Origin of the sequence: Donghicola tyrosinivorans (assembly GCF_003003355.1) — a bacterium.
GTDB lineage: Bacteria > Pseudomonadota > Alphaproteobacteria > Rhodobacterales > Rhodobacteraceae > Donghicola > Donghicola tyrosinivorans.
Map to the genome: position 1 here is coordinate 59,988 of NZ_PVTQ01000006.1, position 20,646 is coordinate 80,633.

Here is a 20,646-nt window from a genome sequence, read left to right on the forward strand (position 1 = left end):
CTGCCGATACAGCGAAAAACTACTTATTTGGCCGCTCCATTGTATGTGAGCGGCCATTTCCATTGTGGCATCTGATTTAGCCGTCCGGAGGTGCTGCACTCTAGGTCATGCAAAGCGTAATCAAACTTTAACAAAACCGTAAGGAAAGTGACACGGCCAGCCCGCATGAGACTCCGGACAAAACGGGGAACATCATGCTGGACGTTAAAGCGCTGACCAAGACCTTCGGGAACAATACCGCCGTCGATAAGGTGTCGTTCAAAGTCGAAAAGCCCTGCATGATCGGGATCATCGGGCGGTCGGGCGCGGGCAAGTCGACCTTTTTGCGAATGGTAAACCGCCTGACCGACGCCTCTTCCGGTGAGTTGCTGTTCGAAGGGCGCAATGTGCTGGAACTGAAGGGCCGCGCGCGCCGCGAATGGCAGTCCGATTGTGCGATGATTTTCCAACAGTTCAATCTGGTGCCGCGCATGGATGTTGTCTCGAACGTGCTGCATGGCACGTTAGGCAAACGCTCGACTTTGGGCACGATGTTCAACTTGTTCACCCAAGACGAAATCCACAAGGCGATTGACCTGCTGGAACGCCTCGGCATTGCCGAACACGCCGCCAAACGGGCCGAGGCCCTGTCCGGTGGCCAGCAACAGCGCGTGGCCATCGCCCGCGCCCTGATGCAAGACCCAAAGATAATTCTGGCGGACGAGCCCATCGCATCCCTTGATCCGATGAATGCCCAAACCGTGATGGAGGCCCTGCGCCGCATCCACGAAGAAGACGGCCGTATGGTGATCGCCAACCTGCACACATTGGATACTGCGCGCCGCTATTGTGACCGCATCATCGGGATGCGCGATGGCCGGATGGTCTTTGACGGCACCCCCGCGCAGCTGACCACCGGTGTTGCCCGCGACATCTACGGCGCTGACGAGAATTTCTCAGAGGCTGCGACCTCGACCGAAATCCGTGACCACATCCACTCTGATGAGGCCGAGCGCCTGATCGCCAAGGTCACGGTCTAACCCTTTTCCCCTAGTTTCATCACCCCGCCGATGCTGCGGCGGGTTTCAACAGTTGGAGAGAGAACGATGAAAACTTTGATTGCTGCCGTACTGGCAACCACCGCGCTGACTGGCGCTGCTGCTGCTCAGGAAATCACCCAGTTCAACATCGGCATTCTGGGCGGCGAGAACGCTCAGGACCGTCTGAACAACCACGAGTGCCTGAAGAAATACACCGAAGAGACCCTTGGCGTTGAAGCCAAACTGTTCGCCCCCGCCGACTACAACGGCGTGATCCAGGGTCTGCTGGGTGGCACCATCGACATGGCATGGCTGGGTGCATCTGGCTACGCGGCGACCTACCTGCAGGATCCCGAAGCGGTCGAACCCGTGCTGGTCAAAGTCAACATGGACGGCTCGATCGGCTACTACTCGATCGGTTTCGCCCGCAAGGACAGCGGCATCACCTCGCTGGACGACATGGCTGGCAAAACCTTCGGCTTTGGCGATCCGAACTCGACCTCGGGTTACCTGATCCCCTCGATCGAGATCCCCCAGTACAAAGACGGCATCACCATGGAGTCGGGCGACTACTTCAAAGAAGTCACCTTCACCGGCGGCCATGAGCAAACCATCGTTGCCGTGAACAACGGTGACGTTGACGGTGGCGTGACCTGGGCCGATGGCATGGGCGCGTGGGAAGACGGCTACAACTCGGGCGCGCTGCGCAAAGCGGTTGATGCAGGTCTGGTCGACATGAACGAACTGGTCGAAATCTGGCGCTCGAAAGAGATCCCCGAAGGCCCCGTCGTCCTGCGCAAAGCTCTGCCCGCAGACGTCAAAGCCAAGATGACCGCTCTGATCGACGGTCTTTATGAGATGGACAAGGACTGCACCTACAACATCGCGGCAGGTGACAGCCTTGGCTTCCAGCCCATCACCCACGACAACTACCTCTCGATCATCGAAGCGCGCAAAGCGAAGTCGAACTAAGATCGTGACCTGATGAAAGGCCCCGTCCCTGTGGCGGGGCCTTTTTGCCTTTCTCCGGAGCCCTTCCCTATGACCTATATTCCGATGGACACCCGCAGCCACTATGCGGCGCTGGTGCGCCGCAAGCGCCTTTATGGCGGTCTGACCCTTGGTATTTTCGCGCTTTTGATGATTAGCGGCTTCGGGCTGGCCAATGAGCGTAACGCGGGCGGATTCTGGACGGGCTTGCCGCAAATTTTCGATTTTCCCGCCGCCGTTTGGGCCGATACCGCCAAGCATCTGGCGGAAATTCCGGCCCATCTGGTGCATTATTTCCCTGCGTTGCTTGAGACGATCAACATCGCCGCCGTCTCGACCCTAGTGGGGGCGCTGTTCGGGACGGTCTTGTCGCTGCTGTCGACCCGCGGGCTGGCCCCTTGGCCTGCGATGATCCCCGTCTTCCGCCGGATCATGGACATCCTGCGTGCGGTGCCCGAGATCGTCATCGCGCTGATGCTGATCTTTGTGCTTGGCGGTGGACCGGTTCCCGCGATGATCGCGATTGCGTTCCACACCAGCGGCGCTTTGGGCAAGCTTTTCTCTGAGGTGAATGAGAACGCTGACCTCAAACCTGTCGAGGGGCTTGCCAGCGTTGGCGCAAAGTGGGGCCAACGTATGTGGCTTGGCGTGATCCCGCAGGTCGCCCCCAATTACTTCAGCTACGGCCTGCTGCGGTTCGAGATCAACATCCGCGCCTCGGCAATTCTTGGCTTCGTCGGCGCAGGCGGCATTGGATACGAGCTGAAAAACACCATGTCGTGGGGTCAGGGCAAATTCGATGAGGCTGCGGCAATCTTCCTGTTGCTGTTCCTGACGATCGTCGCCTTTGACCAACTGTCCAGCTACATCCGCAACCGCCTGATCTCGGAAGGGGGCCACTGATGTCCACCGACGTTCTTTCCCGCGACACGCTTTACGCGGCCTCTGACCGGATTTTCCTGCGCAAAAAGCTGGTCTCTATTGCCCTGCCTGCTGTGGTGCTGGCCTATCTGGCCTATGTGTTCTTTGCCTTTGACATCCTTGGGTTGGCGGAACGTGCTCGCTGGGACAACGCGCAGACCCTGATGTCGGACACCTATAGCTACAAAACCCACGTCACCCGTGACAATCGCAGCGGCGAGGTCAGCGTCTCGATTGAGGGCGAGCGGAAGGGCAACTACCCGACAGGCACCGCACCGGATTGGGTGGTGCGTGATGGCCAGTCTACGCGCATCGACCTTGGTGGCGGTCAGATCGTCACCTTCCTGCCCGAAAATGCCCTGCGCTTTGAAATCCCCGATTACGGCGTAATCGAAGCTGCCATGTCTGGCCGCGAGATCAAAACCAATTTGACCGGTGATCTGCCCGATTGGATCTCTGCCTCAAAGTCTCGCCTGCAAATCACCACCGATGAAGGGCGCGTGTCGCTGACCCGCAGCAAGACTGAGGTTTTCAATTATTTCTTCGGGTGGGAACTGTTCTGGTTCACCTTGGACAGCCCCTACTACGGCTACAGCCTGACTGACATCCTGTTTGGCCCGCAAATCGTGCAGGGACAAAGCAATATCGCCGGTGCCGTGCATGACTTCTGGAACAATCCCATGTGGCACCACAACATGGTGGCTTGGGCGATTTTCGAGACGATCCTGATGGCGTTCCTTGGCACATTCGGCGCGGCTATTGTCGCCCTGCCACTGGCATTTCTGGCCGCCAAGAACTTTGCCCCCCTCATGGCGGTGCGCTTTGCCTTGCGCCGCGTGTTTGACCTGTTCCGCGGTATCGACGGTCTGATTTGGACCATCATTCTGGCCCGGGCCTTCGGCCCCGGCCCGATGACCGGCGCTTTGGCGATCCTGCTGACGGATACCGGCTCTTTCGGCAAGATGTTCTCGGAAGCACTAGAAAACGTTGATAGTAAGCAGATCGAAGGTGTGGCCTCGACCGGCGCGGCCAAATCGCATGTCTATCGCTTCGGGGTCATTCCGCAGATCACCCCGATCCTCTTGTCACAGGTGTTGTACTTCTTTGAGTCCAACACCCGCAGCGCCACCATCATCGGTGCAATCACTGGCGGCGGCATCGGTCTGTTGCTGACCCAAGCCATGCTGACCCAGAAAGACTGGGAAGAGGTCACCTATTACATCATCCTCGTCGTGCTGATGGTTATGCTCATGGACACGGTTTCTGGCTGGCTGCGCAACAAGTTGATCAAGGGGGAATGATGTCCAAACTCGGTCTTGACCCCTTTATCCACCCAGACTGCGAAATCACCGGCTCCAGCTTTGGGTCCTATGTCGAGATCGGCAAAGGCAGTCGCCTGAACAACGCGGTCTTTGACGATTACAGCTATTGCGACCGTTACGCGGATATCGCCAACGCGCGGATCGGCAAGTTCGCCAATATCGCCGCTTTCAGCCGGATTGGCCCGACCGATCATCCGATGGCGCAGGCGTCGCTTCACCATTTCCTGTATCGCTCGGATGATTACTGGGACGATGCGGATCGGGATCAGGCCTTCTTTGTGCACCGCCAGTCGCGATTGGCCCATATCGGCCATGACACATGGATTGGACATAATGCAGTGATCAAGCCCGAGATGACCATTGGCCACGGGGCGATCATCGCCTCGTCCGCTGTCGTGACCAAGGATGTGGACCCCTACACCATTGTTGCCGGTCTACCCGCAAAACCCATCCGCAAGCGGTTCGAGACCCACATTGCGGATCGCCTGATGGAACTGGCGTGGTGGGATTGGTCGCATGAGGCTCTGCGTGATCGCCTGCCCGATTTCCGCAGTCTGCCGATTGAGGCGTTCTTGGAGAAATACGCCTAATCGTTCGCCAGGGTCAGTGCCACACGGTCACCGGCCCAACAGGTGATGCCCCGCTCGATCGGGGTGCCGTCCAGCGTGGTGTTCAGGCTAACGGTGCGCAGCAGCGGCGCCCCTTCGCGCAATCCCAACAGGGCCGCCTGCCCCGCGCTGGCAAGTTCGGCGGTCACACGTGTGTCACGGCGGACGTAATCCTCGACCCCGACGCGGCGCAGGGCCTCGGTGACCGACGGGATTTCGGCCAATGCCTCTTTCAGGCCCTCAAGGCGGGCGATGGGAAAGATGCTGACAAACTGCGCAAGGGGGGTGTCGCTGGACAGGGACAGCCCTTCGCAAATCAGCACCGGATCGCCGGTCGTTAGCCCCAACGCTTCGGCCTCGTTGGCGTCGCAAGGGCGTTCTTCCAGTCGCAGCATCTTGCGGGCTGGCGTTCGGCCAGAGGCGCGGATGTTCTGATGAAAGCGCACCCGTCGGCCCAAGGGATATTCGGTTGGCGCGGTTTCCACAAAGACGCCAGAGCCGCGGCGGGACCTGACCAAGCCGCGCTCGGCCATATCGGTCAGGGCGCGGCGCACCGTGTGGCGGTTGACGCCGAAACGTGCTGCCAGTTCGGCCTCGGTCGGCAGCTTGGTGCCTTCGGGATAGTGGCCTGCGGCGATCTCTTGGCCAAGGGTCGCGGCGATAGAGTTCCAGACTGTTGATCGGGTCATTTACGAAAACTTCACATTGCAAGGCTTGCGCGGTTTCGGGCATAGCCTGTATGATTTGTATAGTTGTATAGATAACTGCAGAGTCTGTCTAATGTCAAACCTTGATCCCGCAAATGCCGCCCGCCAAAGCCGCATGAGCCTTTTGGCAAAATCGGAGCCAAGCCGTTTGGCGGCGCTGTTTTCTGAGGTTACGGACGTGCCCGCGCATACATGGCTGCGCACCCCCGAGATTGGCGCAGTGATGGTCCGTGGACGCATGGGCGGCACGGGGGCGCCCTTTAACTTGGGCGAGATGTCCGTGACCCGCTGCGCTTTGACCTTGTCCACCGGCGAGGTTGGCCACGCCTATGTGCAAGGACGCGACAAAGATCACGCCACCCGCGCCGCTCTGGTCGATGCCCTGATGCAGACCGCCCGCGCCGAAGAGGTGCAGGCAGCAGTTCTGGACCCGCTGGGTGCCGAGGCTCTGGCCACTAAAGCAGCCCGTTCGGCCAAGTCCGCCGCCACGAAGGTCGAGTTTTTCACCATGGTTCGCGGAGAGGATTGATGACCCACGATACCCTGACGGGTGGCTTTACCGAAGCCCCGCAGCAATCCGCCCGCGCCTTTCGCGCGTTGATGAACGCGCTTGCCCGTCCGGGCAGCATCGAGAAGATCACCGGCGCGAGCGGCCCCGCACCCTTGTCCGTGGCGGCCGCTACCACGCTGCTGACCTTATGTGATGGTGAAACCCCGATTCATCTGGCAGGGGATCACGATACAGATGCGATCCGCCAGTGGATCGCCTTTCATATCGGCGCACCGATTGCTTCACGGTCAGAAGCAATGTTCGCTCTCGGTACTTGGCAGGCGCTTACCCCGATCACGGATTTCCCGATAGGGACGCCGGAATATCCCGACCGCTCGGCCACGCTAATCGTCGAGATGGATGCCCTGTCGAACATTGGTGCAACCCTGCGCGGCCCCGGCATCCAGACCTCTGCGCAGCTGTCCTTGCCGGAAACAACCGCGTTCCAGCAGAACCGGCTGCTGTTTCCCATGGGGGTGGATTGTTACTTCACCTCAGGAACCCGCATCGCTGCCCTGCCCCGTGCGATCAAAGTGGAGGCAAACTGATGTATGTTGCCGTAAAAGGTGGCGAACGCGCCATTGAGAACGCCCACGATTGGCTGGCCGAAGAACGGCGCGGTCCTGCGGACATCCCTGAACTGTCGGTAGACCAAATCAAAAGCCAGATGACATTGGCGGTGAACCGCGTGATGGCCGAAGGTTCGCTTTATGATCCGGACCTTGCGGCGCTGGCGATCAAACAGGCACGCGGCGATCTGATCGAGGCGATCTTTCTGATCCGTGCCTACCGCACCACCCTGCCCCGCATCGGTCATTCGCGCCCTGTTGAAACGGACAAGATGGCCTGTGACCGGCGTATCTCGGCTACGTTCAAGGATGCCCCGGGTGGGCAGGTTTTGGGGCCGACCTTTGACTACACGCATCGTCTGTTGGACTTCAAACTGGCCGCTGATGGCGAGGTGCCCGAGGCCGCGACCGCAGCGCCCTTGCAGGGTGACATGCCCCGCATCACCGAATTTCTGAACCGCGATGGTCTGATCCAGACCGAAACCCCTAGTGATGAGCCCCCGCGCGACATGACCCGCCAGCCGATGGAATATCCGGCCGGTCGACCCTTGCGGCTTCAGGCCCTGACCCGCGGCGATGAAGGGTTTGTGCTGGGGATGGCCTATTCCACCCAGCGCGGCTACGGGCGCAACCACCCTTTCGTGGGCGAGCTGCGGATCGGTAAGGTCTCGGTTGAGATGGACATTCCCGAACTGGGCTTTGCCGTCGAGATTGGCGAAATCACCCTGACCGAATGCGAGACCGTGAACCAGTTTCACGGGAGCAAGACCCAACCGCCCCAGTTCACCCGTGGCTACGGGCTGGTCTTTGGCCAGACCGAACGCAAGGCGATTTCGATGGCGCTGGTGGACCGTGCCCTACGCTGGGAAGAACTGGGCGAAGACAACCTTGGGGCACCTGCGCAGGACGAAGAATTCGTTCTGAGCCATGCGGACAATATTCAGGCCACAGGCTTTCTGGAACACATCAAGCTGCCCCATTACGTGGATTTCCAGTCAGAGCTGGAGTTGGTCCGCAAGATCCGCAGCGAAGCGCAGGCCAACACCCTTAAGGAGGCGGCGGAATGAGCGATCAAGCCTATAACTTTGCCTATCTGGACGAACAGACCAAGCGCATGATCCGCCGCGCGATCCTGAAAGGTATCGCAATTCCCGGCTATCAGGTGCCCTTTGCCAGCCGTGAGATGCCCATGCCCTATGGGTGGGGGACCGGCGGGGTGCAGGTCTCGGCCGCGTGTCTGGTGCCTGAGGACACGATGAAGGTCATTGACCAAGGGGCTGATGACACCACCAACGCGGTCTCGATCCGCAAGTTCTTCGAGAACACCGCAGGGGTCGCCACAACGGAAAAGACCCGTGAGGCAACGGTGATCCAGACCCGTCACCGCATCCCCGAAGAGGCGCTGACCGAGGATCAGATCCTTGTCTATCAGGTGCCGATCCCCGAGCCCCTGCGCTTTCTTGAGCCGCGTGAGACCGAGACGCGCAAGATGCACGCGCTTGAAGAATACGGGTTGATGCACGTTAAGCTTTATGAAGACATCGCGCAGCACGGCAACATCGCCACGGCCTATGCTTACCCTGTGCGCGTTGAGGGGCGCTATGTGATGGACCCCTCGCCCATTCCCAAGTTCGACAACCCCAAGCTTGAAATGGCGGCAATCCAGCTGTTCGGCGCGGGCCGCGAACAGCGCATCTATGCGATCCCGCCCTATTCCAAGGTCGTCTCGCTTGATTTTGAGGATTACCCGTTCGAGGCCTCAAAGGCCAATCATCCCTGCGATCTGTGCGGGGCCGAGCATACCTATCTGGATGAGGTGATCATCGACGACGAAGGCGGACGGATGTTTGTCTGTTCTGACACTGACTACTGCGGCGAGCGGCAGGCCAATGGCCACCGTGGCCGTTTGTCCCCCGAAATGGAGGCCGCTCAATGACCCCGCTTTTGTCCGTCCAAAATGTGGCGAAGTACTATGGTTCGCGTGTGGGCTGCGAAGAGGTCTCGTTCGATCTCTACCCCGGCGAGGTGATGGGCATTGTGGGCGAGTCCGGCTCGGGCAAGTCCACATTGCTGAACTGTCTGGCAGGGCATCTAGCCCCTGATGCGGGCAAAGTGCTGTTTGATACCCGTGCGAACGGAATGCAGGACACGGTCACTATGTCCGAACCCGAACGCCGCATGCTGGGACGCACCGATTGGGCCTTTGTGCATCAGAACGCCCGCGATGGTCTGCGTATGTCCGTCTCTGCCGGTGGCAATGTGGGTGAGCGGCTGATGGCTGTCGGCGCACGGCACTACGGCGATATCCGCGAACAGGCGGTTGACTGGCTGGGACGGGTGGAAATCGCGGCTGACCGGATCGACGACCGCCCGCGCCAGTTCTCGGGCGGGATGCAGCAGCGCTTGCAGATTGCCCGCAATCTGGTCACTGGTCCGCGGCTTGTGTTCATGGACGAACCCACGGGCGGGCTTGATGTCTCGGTTCAAGCCCGCCTTTTGGACCTTCTGCGCGGTCTGGTGCGCGAGATGGGACTGTCGGCAATCATCGTGACCCACGATCTGGCGGTGGTGCGATTGTTAGCGGACCGTCTAATGGTAATGAAATCGGGTCAGGTGGTCGAAACCGGCTTGACCGACCAAGTGCTGGATGACCCCCAGCACGCCTATACCCAGCTTCTGGTCTCTTCGGTTCTACAGGTGTGACATGATCTGCGTTGAAAACCTTTCCAAGACCTTCACCCTGCACAACCAAGGCAGCGCCGTTATCCGCGTGATGGAGAGCGCCAGCTTCACCGTTGCCGCGGGCGAATGCGTTGCCCTGACCGGTAATTCCGGCGCGGGCAAATCCACTTTGATGCGGATGATCTACGGCAACTATCTGGCTGCCAGCGGGCGGATCATGGTGGGCGATGTGGATGTCGCCAGCGCCGAGCCGCGCGAGATCCTTGATCTGCGCCGCAATACCCTTGGCTATGTCAGCCAGTTCCTGCGCGTGGTCCCCCGCGTCCCGACGCTGGATGTTGTGGCCGAGCCCCTGCGGGCCGTGGGTGTGGATCAGGAGGCCGCCTATGCCCGCGCCCGTGATCTGCTGAGCCGGTTGAATATCCCCGAAACCCTGTGGGGCCTGTCGCCCACCACGTTTTCGGGCGGGGAACAGCAGCGCGTGAACATCGCGCGGGGCTTTGCGCATAGCTATCCGGCGCTTTTGCTGGACGAACCCACGGCTTCACTGGATGCCACCAACCGCGAAACCGTCCTGAGCCTGATCGAAGAGGCCAAGGCAGGCGGCGCGGCGATCATCGGGATTTTCCACGACGCCCCTGCGCGATCCCGAGTTGCAGACCTCGAGATCGACGTCTCCGCCTTTACCCCGAAGCAGGCCGCATGATGGCGGGTCGGCTTTTTGCCATCGTCGGCCCCTCGGGCGCAGGCAAGGACACTTTGATTGAGGCCGCGCGTGACCGCCTGCCCGATCTGGTGGTGACCAAGCGGGTCATCACCCGTCCGACCAAAGCGGGTGGCGAGGATTTCGAAGGCGTGACCGAGGCCGAGTTCGACCGCCGTCGTGACGCGGGGGCGTTTGTGATCCACTGGCAGGCCCACGGGCTGAGCTACGGTATTCCCGCCTCGATCCGCGCCGAACTGGAGGCGGGAAAGACGGTGATCTTCAACGGCTCGCGCGCCGCATTGGGGCGTGCCAAAGCGCAGTTTGAGGCGCTAGAGGTCATCTTGATCACCGCCAAACCCGAGGTTCTGGCCAGCCGCCTGACCGCCCGAGGCCGCGAAACCCGCGAAGATATCATGCAGCGGCTCTCGCGAGCCGATATGTCGGTGCCAGCCGGTCTGCCCGTCCACCGGATTGATAATAACGGCGCCCTTGAAGATGCCGTTCATCAGCTTGTTACCCTGCTTGGGCAAGAGGCCTTTGCGCCCGCCCAAAGTAGCCTGTCTTGAGGACCTGACATGAGTGATTTTATTCTGACCAATGCCCGCATCGTTCTGGATGACGAGGTGATCACCGGATCGGTTCAGGTGAAAGACGGGCGCATCCAAAGCGTTGATCAAGGCGCGTCTTCCGTTGCGGGTGCGCAGGATTGCGAAGGCGATCTGCTGATCCCCGGTCTGATTGAACTGCACACCGACAATCTGGAACGCCATATGGAGCCGCGCCCCAAAGTGGATTGGCCTCATGCCGCTGCGATCCTAGCCCATGACGGGGAATTGGCCTCGGCGGGGATTACCACGGTGTTTGATGCAATGCGTGTCGGCTCGATCCAGACCGGCAAAAGCCGGTACAAGGAATATGCCCGCAAGGTCACGACCGAGTTGATGGATCTGCGCTCCGCAGGTGCGCTGCGGATCAGCCATTTCCTGCATCTGCGCGCCGAGGTCTGCTCGGAGACGCTTGAGGCCGAAATGGCGCTTTTTGGCCCTGAGGATCGCGTGGGACTGGTGTCGCTGATGGATCACACGCCCGGCCAGCGGCAGTTCCGCGATATCTCGAAGTTGAAGGACTATGTGCAGAAAAAGCACGCCATGACCGATGATGACTTCGTTGAACATGTGGACCATCTGCGCAGCCTGCGCGAGATGCACGGTGAACGCCATGAAGCCGCCGCCGTGGCCGAGGCAAAGCGTTACGGGGCGGTGCTGGCCTCGCACGATGACACCACGGCTGATCATGTGGTGGTCTCCAAGGGCTACGGGGTGCAGGTTGCCGAATTCCCCACCACGATCGAAGCCGCACAGGCCTGCCATGATCACGGCATCGCAGTCATGATGGGCGCGCCCAACCTGATCCGTGGCGGTTCGCATTCAGGGAACGTGGCGGCCAAGGATCTGGCGGAACTGGGTTTGCTGGATATTATTTCGTCCGACTATGTGCCCTCGGCGCTGATGACATCGGCCTTCCTGCTGGCCGAAATGTGGGACGATCTGCCCCGCGCCATCGCTACCGTGACGCGGACACCGGCCCGGTCCGTGGGGCTGACGGATCGCGGCCTCATCGCGCAAGGTCTGCACGCCGATCTGGTCCGCGTGCGCACCCTTGGCTACACGCCAGTCATTCGCGGCGTCTGGAGCCACGGGCGACAAGTTGGCTAAGACGGCCTGACGCGTTTTTAGCTGATTGACTTGCCGGGCTTAGGTTTGCGCCCTTTTGTGGCAAAGAAGGATTGCTGGCCTTTGCTGCAAAAGCGTATGCCCTTTTCGGGTGCGGGCCCTAGCGTCAAGCACCGCGTTTCAGGGGCAGCCTTGGCGCGGTGCAGTCGTATTACGCGTCAGGTGAAAGTATTAAGGACGGGTATGTCACAGCGGAAGGTTCTAGAGTGTGATGTTCTGATCGTGGGCGGTGGTCCTGCGGGGCTTTCTGTTGCGGGGGCGCTACCTGAAGATGTCTCTGCCATTGTGATCCATCAGGACAAGGAAATCGGCAAGCCGGTTCGGACCAGTGGTGGCAGTTGGTTGTCTGATATGCAGCGGCTGAACATCCCGCAAAGCCTGTTCCAGATCATCGACACGCTGGATATCTTTTCCGACAATCAGAAAACCCATCTGTCATTCCAAGAGGATCGCCCTGTCGTTCTGGATGTGACGGGGCTTTATCAATGGCTTGGAACTAAGGCCGAAGATCGCGGTGTGCAGATCTTCTGCGATACCAAATTTCAAACGACACAGAAAACGGACGATGGCCGGTTTGAGACAGAGGTGCGCTCTAAAGCCGGAGGCATCGAAAAGGTCGTCTCCAAGTATATCGTTGATGCATCCGGTGTGCATTGCGCGGTGCTGCGCAGTCTGTCGCTTGGGCCAAAGCCCGTCAGGTATGGTGTTGGCATTGAATACGAATATGCTCTTGGTGCGAACGATCCCCATCGGGCGGTTCTCTTTGTAGGGACGGACGCGCTTTCCGGATACGGGTGGGTTTTTCCGACGCCGGACAACAGGTTGCGTATTGGCGTTGGCATCATCCACCCCGATACGGATTTGTCGCCCAGAGAGATGCTGGAAGGGTTCCTGAAGTCCTCGGCCTTGAAACGCTATGGGATGACAGTTGAAGGGCTGGTCTTGCAGAAAAATGGCGGGACAATTCCGTCTATCCCTTACGATCCGAAACTGGTCTACGGGCAAGTGATACGTGTTGGAGATTCTGCCAATTTCGCCACGCCAATCGTGGGTGAAGGCATCCGGATTTGTATCGAATTTGGCGATTTGTTGGGGCGGAAGCTTGGGAAATCCCTTCTGACTGGCAGCTCCAAGCACTTGCTGGACTATGAGGCCGCGTGCCAGCGGGCAATGGCGCGAAACTATCGGGTCGGGGTTTCAGCGAATAAACGGATTTCGTCTTATGGTGTGGCCGATTGGGACAAATCGGTTGCGCGGTTGGACCGCCTGAATGAACGCGACGTGGTCGCGCTATTGAAGGCCGAGTTTTCGGCCAAGTTGGTGCTTCGGACGCTTCTTGGGCTTCTGCGCAGCCGGACAGAGAAATGCCTGAAACGTCTTGGGGGACACCGCCAATCATAGACCTGTCGCAGCCGTGAACGGCGCGAGCTTGACCGTGACCCGCGCTCTGCGGCACTCTTTGCGCGAACCCAGACCGGAGTGCCCGTGCGCCTGCTCGCGATCCTTCTTTTGACCGGCTTTCTAGCCTTGCTGTCCTTTTCAGGGGCGGCGATGGCGCATGGGTCGATGCAGGATGCGGCCATGAGCGAACATATGGCCGGTTGTCCCGATTGCCCCGACTTAGGGGCTGGTGAGGCGAACACGCAATGTCCGCACATGAGCGGCTGTAGCGCGCTGGTCCTGACGGTCTTTCCTGCGGTTTCGCCTGTCGTGCATTATGAGAGGGTGCGGCATCCGTTACCGGTTTTTCATCTTATGGTCGGGGCGGATACCCTGATCGACCTGCCGCCTCCGCGCCTGTCTGCCTAAGCCTCTGACTTTAGGCGGAGCGATCCGCATACCCACAGGACAAGCGCCACGGCGCAAGACGACAGGACGACTAAAATGAATAAGCTAGTTATCGCGGGGGGCGCGGCCCTTGCTATTGCAGCGGGAATTTATCTGACCCAAGGCGGCACTCGGGCACAGGAAACAGCGGCTGCGCCAACCGAAGGTGGGCCGATTGTTCAGGTGACTTTGCCAGCGACGCTTTCAGATGACGCGCAGATCGGCAAGCGGGCTTTTGATGCGGTGTGTGCCGCGTGTCATGGGCAGAATGCCACTGGCAAGATCGGCTTCGGTCCACCGCTGGTGCATATGATTTATGAGCCGAACCACCACGGCGACATGTCCTTCTTTATGGCGGTCGAGCAAGGCGTACGTGCGCACCATTGGCCCTTTGGCAACATGCCCCCGCAGCAAGGTCTGACCCGCGCCGACGTGGCCAGCATTGTGACTTATGTCCGAGAGCTTCAACGTGCGAACGGAATTCAGTGAGATGGCGACACTTATTACACGGCGGACGTTCTGTGCGGGGCTTGGCGGCGTCAGTGCGCTGGCGCTTGCGCGCCCTGCTTGGGCCGCACCCCAGGCGTTGACCGCACGCAAGGCTCAGGTCCAGTTGGCCCCCGAAGGCTACCCGATGACCGAGGTCTGGTCCTACGATGGCACCATCCCCGGTCCCCTGATCCGCGTACCTCAAGGCGGGCGGGTTGCGCGACAGTTGGTGAACCAGTTGGACGTGCCGACCTCGGTCCACTGGCACGGCATACGGATTGATAATGCGATGGACGGGGTCTCTGGCCTGACACAGGAACCTGCGCCGCCGGGCGGTGTGTTCGACTATGACTTTGTTGTGCCTGACGCGGGAACCTATTGGTATCACGCCCACAAAAACTCGATGGAGCAGGTCGGGCGCGGGCTGTCCGGTGTGCTGATTGTTGATGAAACCACGCCCCCAGAAGTGGATCGGGACGAAGTGTTGGTGCTGGATGACTGGCTGCTGGACCCAGATACGGGCGGTTTCGTGGAACCCTTCGACCACCCGATGATGATGAGCCACGGTGGGCGGACCGGCAATCTGATCGGTGTGAACGGTCGGTATCTGTCTGAAATGGCCGCGAAAACCGGCGAACGGTTGCGCTTGCGTCTGATCAACGCCGCCAACGCCCGCATCTTTGTTCTGCAGCTAGAGGGGATGGCCGGCTGGACAGTGGCGCTGGACGGGATGCCCCTTGATGCGGTGCAAGAGGTCTCGGGGCAGATCGTGATTGCCCCTGCGCAGCGGGTTGATCTGATCGTTGATGTGACCGCAGCCCAAGGGCAAAGCGCTGGCCTATTGATGCAGATGGATGACGACAGCCTGCAAGCGTTGGTCGAGGTGTCCGTCGCTGGCAATCTTACGGCGCGTGATGGCGTGCCCAAACCTTTGCCAGCCAACCCGAACACCGCTTTGCCCGATCTGTCGCAGGCGCGTCATTTCGATCTGGTGATGGAAGGCGGGGCGATGGCGGGTATGGAGAGCGCGGTCTATCTGGGGGAATCGCTCGACTTTCGTAGTTTGATTGAACGGGGCCAGTATTGGGCACTTTCCGGTCAGGCTGGGATGTCTGACACGCCCTTCGCACGGTTTGAGCGAGGCGAAGTGGCGCGGATGACCTTAACCAACCGCACGGCATTTCCCCATGCGATGCACCTGCATGGGATGCACTTCCGGCAGGTCAATGCAGATGGCACAATGGGGCCGTTGCGGGATACGATCCTGTCTTTCCCGCAGGAGCCGCTAGAGATCGCCTTTACAGCCGATAACCCCGGCAAATGGCTGCTGCATTGCCACATGTTGGCTCATGCCGCATCCGGTATGAATACGTGGATTGAGGTCGCTTAGACCCCCCTTGGGCATAGCCTTTGGTCACGCCGCCTGCGCAAGCCGCGCAGCGGCAGTGACCAAAGCATGCCATAAGCTGCCCGCATAGCTGCGCATCCCAAGGATTGATAAATGCCTTTCATCGCGCTGGTAAAGGAACACGGTCATATGCTCTAGCCCCGTGCGGGTGGCGCGACCGGTGGCGTAGTTTTCGGGCGGCAGGTTCACCAGTTTGGACATGAGTGCGGCAATCGGCAGGACTTCCACGTCTGAGCGGATGTCAAAGCAGACCAAACCTTCTGTTTGTTCGGTGACGCTGGCTTGCGGCGCTTGGGCTAAAACTTCCGCGGCAAAGTCCGTTTGCCCCTTCCCCTCGCCAAGGATCAGCCACTGGTCAGGACCGGTCCAAATCGCGCTGGTGCTGCCTGACTGCGTCGCAAATCCAGCCTCTGGCAGTGTCAGACCAAAGGGTGTCGGTGCGCTTTGGCCCTTGCGCAAGGTTAGTGAGGCCAGCCCATAGCTGTCATCCTCAGCGATGGTTAATGCGCCAAAGCGTTCCGAGCGCAGTTCGGTTGCGCCAAGGGCGGTCAAAGGGATCAGGTCAGTCACGCAAGCGCCCTCCTTCAGGGTCAATAAAATGGGCAGAGACCACTTTGGCCGCAAAGCTCTGCCCTTCCAGCGGGTTGGCGGCTGTGATCACTTCGCCTATGCGGTCATGACCATTTTCCAGATACCCAAGCGCGATGTAGCTGCCCAAATGGGGCGAATAGCATGATGAGGTCACCCACCCTTGATCGCTTTGCATGGTCTGCGCAGCGCCTTGGGTGAACAGATGCGATCCCGCAGGAATCTGCGACTGGGGCTCTAGCGGCAGCAGCCCCACCAAACGCCGCCCGTCTTGCGCCAAACCTTCGCGGCGGGACATCACCGCCCCGATCGAGTCCTTCTTGGCCGAGACCATCTTGCCCAACCCCAGCATTTGCGCCGTGGTCTGGCCGTTTAGCTCGGCACCTGCAGCGTGACCCTTTTCGATCCGCAGGACGGCCAACGCCTCGCTCCCGTAGGGGGTGACGCCCAGATCCTTGCCTAGGGTCATCAGGCGCTCCATCAGAGCGTGGCCGTAGCGGGCAGGCACGGCAATTTCATAGGCCAACTCGCCCGAGAATGAGATGCGGAAAAGCCGTGCACGCAGGCCACCGCAGACTGTCAGCGCGGCGCAGGCCATGAAGGGAAACGCCTCGTTCGACAGATCGAACCCGTCGACAATGCGCTGCAGCAACTGGCGGGATTTGGGACCAGCTACTGCGATCTGCGCCCACGCATCAGTGGTCGAGATCATCTGAACATCCAGATCGGGCCAGAGGCATTGGTGGGCGAACTCCATATGCCGATAGACCGCGCCTGCATTGGCGGTGGTAGTGGTCACCACGAAATGATCGTCTGCCAGACGGGCGCATGTGCCGTCATCGAACAGATGCCCGTCCTCGCGCAGCATCAGGCCGTAGCGGACCATCCCAACCTTCAATGTGGCCATGGTGTTGGCGTAGACACGGTTCAAAAACTCTGCCGCATCAGGGCCTTGTACGTCGATCTTGCCAAGGGTTGTGACGTCACACAGGCCCACATCCTTGCGCACCGATAGCACCTCTCGGTCCACGGTTTGCCGCCAGTGGGTCTCGCCATCGCGGGGAAAGTACTGTGCCCGCATCCACGGGCCGACCTCGGTGAATGCGGCCCCTTGGACTTTGGCCCAAGCATGAGTGGGCGTCAGCCGGTAGGGCCGGAAATGCCTGCCCGTATTGCCTCCCCCAAGCACCGACAGCGAGACGCCTGTGTAGGGCGGACGAAAGATCGTGGTGCCGGTTTCGGGAATGGTTGCGCCGGTCAGTTCGGCCATCACCGCAAGTGCCGAGATATTCGCCGTCTTGCCCTGATCGGTGGCCATGCCAAGGGTGGTCCAGCGTTTCAGATGCTCGACAGGGCGCATGTTTTCCTTGTGGGCCAAGGCGATGTCTTTGACGGTCACATCGTTCTGGAAATCCACCCAAGCGCGTTTGGTCGTGGGGACATGCCAGTAGGCAGCCTGCGTGTCCGGAGTGTCGGTCACACGCGGAAGCGGGATATTGCCAGCAGTCGTCCCCAGTTCCGCCAGCGCCTGTTGCGCGGTACGCATTCCATCCGCCAATGCGACGCTGGTCGCGCCGTTCCCCGCAGCGGCGCCAGCGGGGAACATGCCCTTTGGCCCATCTTTTGGGGGAAGGAACGCCAGACGATCTTCATCCCAGACAGGGCGCCCCCGATGGTGCGAGGCCAGATGCACGTTCGGGTTCCATCCACCCGCAACCCCCAGTGCACCGGCCTCAAGCCAAGTGGACTGACCGTTCTGGCGGATTTGGATCGCTTGCAGGCCAAGGCGACCTTTGGTTCCGGTCACAGTGGCGCCTGCAAAAACCTTGTACTTGCCAAAGACCGGAGCATCGGGGCGCGTGTCGATGACACCTAGCACAGGCACGCCCTTGCCAAGTAGGTCCAGCGCCGTGCGGTGTCCGCCATCGCCATTGGTGAAAATGGCCACTTGATCATCGGCGTTTCTGGTCGGGGCGCTGGCCCACCGGTTCACATAGGTCCGCATGGCCCCCGCTAGCATGATGCCCGGACGGTCGTTGTCTTGAAAAGGAATGTGCCGCTCGATCGCGCCAGCGGCTAGAACGCTGCGCTTGGCGGTGATGCGCCAAAGGGTCTGCCGCACCGCCTCATCAGAGGGCGGCAGATGGTCCGAGACCCTTTCAACCGCGCCGAAAATCCCGTGGTCATAGGTGCCAAAAACGGTGGTGCGGGGCATGAGGCGGACATTCGGCAGACTGGCAAGCTCTGCGCAAGTCCGGTCCACCCATTCACTGGGCCAACTGTCATCCAGCAGATCGCTTTCCGCCAGCAGCCGTCCGCCAAACCGGAAATCCTCATCAGCAAGGATCACGCTGGCCCCGGCCCGTCCGGCGGTCAGCGCCGCTGTCAGTCCCGCCGCGCCGCCGCCGATGACCAGCAGGTCACAATGCAGGAACCCTTTGTCATAGGTGTCTGGGTCGGGCAGCGTCGACAGGGCCCCCAGACCTGCGGCCTTGCGGATCGCGGGTTCATAGAGCTTTTCCCAAAACGCGCGGGGCCACATGAAGGTTTTGTAGTAAAACCCCGCTGCGAACAGAGGTGCGAGGCGGTCGTTGATCGCCAGCAGGTCGCGCTCCAATGGGCCGATGTGGTTTTGCGATGAGGCTTCCAGCCCGTCGAACAGCTCGGTCACGGTGGCGCGGGTGTTCGGCTCGGTCCTAGCGCCGCTGTGCAGGGTGACCAGCGCGTTCGGCTCTTCCGAGCCTGAGGTGAAAATGCCGCGCGGCCTGTGGTATTTGAAACTGCGCCCCACCAGTTGAACGCCATTCGCCAAAAGGGCCGAGGCCAGCGTGTCGCCTTTGAACCCTTGATAGGTTTTGCCGTTAAAGCTGAAGGAAAGCGGTGCTGTGCGGTCTATCAGACCACCTATCAGGCGGGTCATTCGGCACCTCTTGCGGGCAGGTTACGGGCCAGTTCCGCCCCTAGAATTTCGTGGGTTAGGGTGTTGCGAGTGACCACCAGCCACGACCGATCCCCTTGTTCGTGGAACCACAATTCGCGATGAACGCCCGCAGGGTTGTCACGCAGAAAGACGTAATCGCAGAATTCGGCTTCGGCACTGGGGCCTGCGGGATCGGGACGGTTCATCAGACTGGCATCGCCCAGATAGGTGAATTCCTGACTGTCGCGCAGGCCCAAAAGAGGATGAGGGATCAGCATCGTTTGCGCCCTTTCAATGCAGGTTGGGTTGGGCGCCAACGCCCTTTTCGTCGATCACATAGCCGCGGTGGAACCGGTCCAACCTGTAGGCTGTGGCGGTTTCATGGGGTGTGTCAGTGGCCAGCAAATGTGCAAAGCAATAGCCAGAGGCCGGTGTGGCCTTGAACCCGCCATAGCACCAGCCTGCGTTCAGATAGAGGCCGTCCAGAGGCGTGCGGTCTATGATGGGCGAGCCATCCATCGACATATCCATGATCCCGCCCCAGCTGCGTAGCAGACGGGCGCGGCCAATCATTGGCATCAGGGCCATGCCGCCCTCGGCCACGTCCTCGACCACGGGCAGGTTCCCGCGCTGCGCGTAAGAGTTATAGCCGTCAATATCGCCGCCAAAGACCAACCCGCCCTTATCCGATTGGCTGACGTAGAAATGTCCTGCGCCGAAGGTGATGACACCGGGGATCAGGGGTTTTAAGCCCTCGGAAACAAAGGCTTGCAGGACGTGGCTTTCGATCGGCAGGCGCATACCCGCCATCGCCATGACGCGGCTGGAACTGCCTGCGACGGCGACGCCGACTTTGCCCGCCTTGATCGCACCACGGGTCGTCTGCACCCCCGTGACGCGGCCATCAGTGATATCAAAGCCGGTCACTTCACAGTTCTGAATCAGATCGACGCCCCGCATGTCAGCGGCGCGGGCGTAGCCCCACGCGACCCCGTCATGGCGAGCGGTGCCTGCGCGCCTTTGCAGTAGTCCCGCTTTGATCGGGAAACGGGCGTTGTCGAAATTCAGGAAAGGCACCATCTCGCGTAGTTGTTCGCGGGACAGCAACTCTGCGTCCGCGCCGGACAAGTGCATGGCATTGCCGCGCCGCCGGTAGGCGTCGCGCTGCGCGTCCGAATGGGCCAGATTGATGATCGAGCGTTGGCTGACCATCGAATTGAAGTTCAGGTCCTGCTCTTGGCTTTCCCACAGCTTCATCGAGAATTCGTAAAACGGCTGGTTCCCCGGAAGCAGGTAGTTCGAGCGGATAATGGTGGTGTTTCGCCCGATGTTCCCAGACCCCAGCCAGCCCTTTTCAAGCACCGCGATATTGGTGATCCCGAAGGTGGCCGCCAGATGATACGCAGTCGCCAACCCGTGACCGCCGCCACCCACGATGATGATGTCATAGGCAGGCTTCGGGTCCGGCGTGCGCCACAGGGGCTTCCACCCTTTGTGGCCGGTCAGCGCCTCTTTCAGCACCTTGATACCTGAGAATTTCATGGGCGGTCTCCTGCGTCTGATCCTGTTTTAACTCGCGAGACACGCCATATCTTCTTTCATAAGGC

General features: G+C 60.3%; 22 protein-coding genes. 17 read left to right on the plus strand and 5 right to left on the minus strand.

The genetic code is table 11. The features are described from left to right. Positions 1 to 194 precede the first annotated feature (194 nt). The 5 genes from phnC (at position 195) to CLV74_RS10480 (ending at position 4,842) form a co-directional block, all read left to right on the plus strand. Positions 195 to 1,019 carry a phosphonate ABC transporter ATP-binding protein gene (gene phnC, locus CLV74_RS10460; RefSeq protein WP_106264366.1) on the plus strand — a complete coding sequence of 275 codons (825 nt, stop codon included), beginning with the start codon at positions 195 to 197 and terminating at the stop codon, positions 1,017 to 1,019. A gap of 66 nt (positions 1,020 to 1,085) precedes the next feature. Further along, positions 1,086 to 1,991 (plus strand): phosphonate ABC transporter substrate-binding protein, encoded by a 906-nt coding sequence (phnD, locus tag CLV74_RS10465; RefSeq protein ID WP_106264368.1) that lies wholly within the window; start codon positions 1,086 to 1,088, stop codon positions 1,989 to 1,991. A gap of 69 nt (positions 1,992 to 2,060) precedes the next feature. Further along, a complete protein-coding gene (gene phnE / locus CLV74_RS10470; RefSeq protein ID WP_106264370.1) occupies positions 2,061 to 2,912 on the plus strand; it encodes a phosphonate ABC transporter, permease protein PhnE in 852 nt (283 codons plus the stop codon). Continuing rightward, positions 2,912 to 4,231 (plus strand): phosphonate ABC transporter, permease protein PhnE, encoded by a 1,320-nt coding sequence (gene phnE, locus CLV74_RS10475; RefSeq protein ID WP_106264372.1) that lies wholly within the window; start codon positions 2,912 to 2,914, stop codon positions 4,229 to 4,231. Before phnE (CLV74_RS10470) ends, phnE (CLV74_RS10475) begins: the two co-directional genes overlap by 1 nt. Further along, positions 4,231 to 4,842 carry an LbetaH domain-containing protein gene (locus CLV74_RS10480; RefSeq protein ID WP_106264374.1) on the plus strand — a complete coding sequence of 204 codons (612 nt, stop codon included), beginning with the start codon at positions 4,231 to 4,233 and terminating at the stop codon, positions 4,840 to 4,842. Before phnE (CLV74_RS10475) ends, CLV74_RS10480 begins: the two co-directional genes overlap by 1 nt. Here the strand turns inward: CLV74_RS10480 and phnF are convergent. Next, the gene (gene phnF / locus CLV74_RS10485) at positions 4,839 to 5,549 is read right to left on the minus strand and encodes a phosphonate metabolism transcriptional regulator PhnF (protein WP_106264376.1); all 711 of its coding nucleotides are present in this window, start codon (positions 5,547 to 5,549) and stop codon (positions 4,839 to 4,841) included. The two genes, CLV74_RS10480 and phnF, sit on opposite strands and share 4 nt — an antisense overlap. A 91-nt stretch (positions 5,550 to 5,640) precedes the next feature. On the opposite strand from phnF, the gene phnG reads away from it, so the two are divergent. The 12 genes from phnG (at position 5,641) to CLV74_RS10545 (ending at position 15,513) form a co-directional block, all read left to right on the plus strand. Beyond that, the gene (gene phnG / locus CLV74_RS10490) at positions 5,641 to 6,096 is read left to right on the plus strand and encodes a phosphonate C-P lyase system protein PhnG (protein WP_106264378.1); all 456 of its coding nucleotides are present in this window, start codon (positions 5,641 to 5,643) and stop codon (positions 6,094 to 6,096) included. After that, complete coding sequence (phnH, locus tag CLV74_RS10495; RefSeq protein ID WP_106264380.1) at positions 6,096 to 6,665, plus strand: phosphonate C-P lyase system protein PhnH; 570 nt, start codon at positions 6,096 to 6,098, stop codon at positions 6,663 to 6,665. The genes phnG and phnH overlap by 1 nt, the downstream gene beginning before the upstream one ends. Continuing rightward, positions 6,665 to 7,753 carry a carbon-phosphorus lyase complex subunit gene (locus tag CLV74_RS10500; RefSeq protein WP_106264382.1) on the plus strand — a complete coding sequence of 363 codons (1,089 nt, stop codon included), beginning with the start codon at positions 6,665 to 6,667 and terminating at the stop codon, positions 7,751 to 7,753. Before phnH ends, CLV74_RS10500 begins: the two co-directional genes overlap by 1 nt. Next, complete coding sequence (locus CLV74_RS10505; RefSeq protein ID WP_106264384.1) at positions 7,750 to 8,622, plus strand: alpha-D-ribose 1-methylphosphonate 5-phosphate C-P-lyase PhnJ; 873 nt, start codon at positions 7,750 to 7,752, stop codon at positions 8,620 to 8,622. The genes CLV74_RS10500 and CLV74_RS10505 overlap by 4 nt, the downstream gene beginning before the upstream one ends. Continuing rightward, a complete protein-coding gene (gene phnK, locus CLV74_RS10510) occupies positions 8,619 to 9,389 on the plus strand; it encodes a phosphonate C-P lyase system protein PhnK (RefSeq protein ID WP_106264386.1) in 771 nt (256 codons plus the stop codon). The genes CLV74_RS10505 and phnK overlap by 4 nt, the downstream gene beginning before the upstream one ends. A gap of 1 nt (position 9,390) precedes the next feature. After that, positions 9,391 to 10,074, plus strand: coding sequence for a phosphonate C-P lyase system protein PhnL (phnL, locus tag CLV74_RS10515; protein WP_106264388.1), 684 nt, complete (start codon positions 9,391 to 9,393; stop codon positions 10,072 to 10,074). After that, on the plus strand, positions 10,074 to 10,640 hold the full coding sequence (phnN, locus tag CLV74_RS10520; protein WP_106264391.1) for a phosphonate metabolism protein/1,5-bisphosphokinase (PRPP-forming) PhnN: 567 nt from the start codon (positions 10,074 to 10,076) through the stop codon (positions 10,638 to 10,640). The genes phnL and phnN overlap by 1 nt, the downstream gene beginning before the upstream one ends. 9 nt (positions 10,641 to 10,649) lie before the next feature. Further along, entirely contained in the window at positions 10,650 to 11,789 is a 1,140-nt protein-coding gene (locus CLV74_RS10525) for an alpha-D-ribose 1-methylphosphonate 5-triphosphate diphosphatase (protein WP_106264393.1), read from the plus strand. Positions 11,790 to 11,990: 201 nt separating this feature from the next. After that, positions 11,991 to 13,208: an NAD(P)/FAD-dependent oxidoreductase gene (locus CLV74_RS10530; RefSeq protein ID WP_106264395.1), complete on the plus strand. Its 1,218-nt coding sequence runs from the start codon at positions 11,991 to 11,993 to the stop codon at positions 13,206 to 13,208. Positions 13,209 to 13,292: 84 nt separating this feature from the next. Then, a complete protein-coding gene (locus CLV74_RS10535; protein WP_106264398.1) occupies positions 13,293 to 13,616 on the plus strand; it encodes a hypothetical protein in 324 nt (107 codons plus the stop codon). Between the two features lie 75 nt (positions 13,617 to 13,691). Continuing rightward, entirely contained in the window at positions 13,692 to 14,123 is a 432-nt protein-coding gene (locus CLV74_RS10540) for a c-type cytochrome (RefSeq protein ID WP_106264401.1), read from the plus strand. A gap of 1 nt (position 14,124) precedes the next feature. Beyond that, positions 14,125 to 15,513, plus strand: a complete 1,389-nt coding sequence (locus CLV74_RS10545; RefSeq protein ID WP_106264403.1) for a multicopper oxidase family protein — start codon at positions 14,125 to 14,127, stop codon at positions 15,511 to 15,513. Between the two features lie 24 nt (positions 15,514 to 15,537). Here the strand turns inward: CLV74_RS10545 and CLV74_RS10550 are convergent, their stop codons facing one another. From CLV74_RS10550 to CLV74_RS10565, 4 genes are read right to left on the minus strand one after another with little or no spacing between them, the layout of a single operon-like run. After that, entirely contained in the window at positions 15,538 to 16,101 is a 564-nt protein-coding gene (locus CLV74_RS10550; protein WP_106264405.1) for a sarcosine oxidase subunit gamma, read from the minus strand. Continuing rightward, positions 16,094 to 19,039 (minus strand): sarcosine oxidase subunit alpha family protein, encoded by a 2,946-nt coding sequence (locus CLV74_RS10555; RefSeq protein ID WP_106264407.1) that lies wholly within the window; start codon positions 19,037 to 19,039, stop codon positions 16,094 to 16,096. The genes CLV74_RS10550 and CLV74_RS10555 overlap by 8 nt, the downstream gene beginning before the upstream one ends. Continuing rightward, entirely contained in the window at positions 19,036 to 19,317 is a 282-nt protein-coding gene (locus CLV74_RS10560) for a sarcosine oxidase subunit delta (protein WP_106264409.1), read from the minus strand. Before CLV74_RS10560 ends, CLV74_RS10555 begins: the two co-directional genes overlap by 4 nt. A 13-nt stretch (positions 19,318 to 19,330) precedes the next feature. Further along, a complete protein-coding gene (locus tag CLV74_RS10565) occupies positions 19,331 to 20,581 on the minus strand; it encodes a sarcosine oxidase subunit beta family protein (protein ID WP_106264410.1) in 1,251 nt (416 codons plus the stop codon). Positions 20,582 to 20,646: the final 65 nt, after the last annotated feature.

Excerpts from the sequence above, each read along its gene's own strand:
- phnC (WP_106264366.1), top strand. The coding sequence starts at position 195 with ATGCTGGACGTTAAAGCGCTGACCAAGACCTTCGGGAACAATACCGCC.
- phnD (WP_106264368.1), top strand. The coding sequence starts at position 1,086 with ATGAAAACTTTGATTGCTGCCGTACTGGCAACCACCGCGCTGACTGGC.
- phnE (WP_106264370.1), top strand. The coding sequence starts at position 2,061 with ATGACCTATATTCCGATGGACACCCGCAGCCACTATGCGGCGCTGGTG.
- phnE (WP_106264372.1), top strand. The coding sequence starts at position 2,912 with ATGTCCACCGACGTTCTTTCCCGCGACACGCTTTACGCGGCCTCTGAC.
- CLV74_RS10480 (WP_106264374.1), top strand. The coding sequence starts at position 4,231 with ATGTCCAAACTCGGTCTTGACCCCTTTATCCACCCAGACTGCGAAATC.
- phnF (WP_106264376.1), bottom strand. The coding sequence starts at position 5,549 with ATGACCCGATCAACAGTCTGGAACTCTATCGCCGCGACCCTTGGCCAA.
- phnG (WP_106264378.1), top strand. The coding sequence starts at position 5,641 with ATGTCAAACCTTGATCCCGCAAATGCCGCCCGCCAAAGCCGCATGAGC.
- phnH (WP_106264380.1), top strand. The coding sequence starts at position 6,096 with ATGACCCACGATACCCTGACGGGTGGCTTTACCGAAGCCCCGCAGCAA.
- CLV74_RS10500 (WP_106264382.1), top strand. The coding sequence starts at position 6,665 with ATGTATGTTGCCGTAAAAGGTGGCGAACGCGCCATTGAGAACGCCCAC.
- CLV74_RS10505 (WP_106264384.1), top strand. The coding sequence starts at position 7,750 with ATGAGCGATCAAGCCTATAACTTTGCCTATCTGGACGAACAGACCAAG.
- phnK (WP_106264386.1), top strand. The coding sequence starts at position 8,619 with ATGACCCCGCTTTTGTCCGTCCAAAATGTGGCGAAGTACTATGGTTCG.
- phnL (WP_106264388.1), top strand. The coding sequence starts at position 9,391 with ATGATCTGCGTTGAAAACCTTTCCAAGACCTTCACCCTGCACAACCAA.
- phnN (WP_106264391.1), top strand. The coding sequence starts at position 10,074 with ATGGCGGGTCGGCTTTTTGCCATCGTCGGCCCCTCGGGCGCAGGCAAG.
- CLV74_RS10525 (WP_106264393.1), top strand. The coding sequence starts at position 10,650 with ATGAGTGATTTTATTCTGACCAATGCCCGCATCGTTCTGGATGACGAG.
- CLV74_RS10530 (WP_106264395.1), top strand. The coding sequence starts at position 11,991 with ATGTCACAGCGGAAGGTTCTAGAGTGTGATGTTCTGATCGTGGGCGGT.
- CLV74_RS10540 (WP_106264401.1), top strand. The coding sequence starts at position 13,692 with ATGAATAAGCTAGTTATCGCGGGGGGCGCGGCCCTTGCTATTGCAGCG.
- CLV74_RS10545 (WP_106264403.1), top strand. The coding sequence starts at position 14,125 with ATGGCGACACTTATTACACGGCGGACGTTCTGTGCGGGGCTTGGCGGC.
- CLV74_RS10555 (WP_106264407.1), bottom strand. The coding sequence starts at position 19,039 with ATGACCCGCCTGATAGGTGGTCTGATAGACCGCACAGCACCGCTTTCC.
- CLV74_RS10560 (WP_106264409.1), bottom strand. The coding sequence starts at position 19,317 with ATGCTGATCCCTCATCCTCTTTTGGGCCTGCGCGACAGTCAGGAATTC.
- CLV74_RS10565 (WP_106264410.1), bottom strand. The coding sequence starts at position 20,581 with ATGAAATTCTCAGGTATCAAGGTGCTGAAAGAGGCGCTGACCGGCCAC.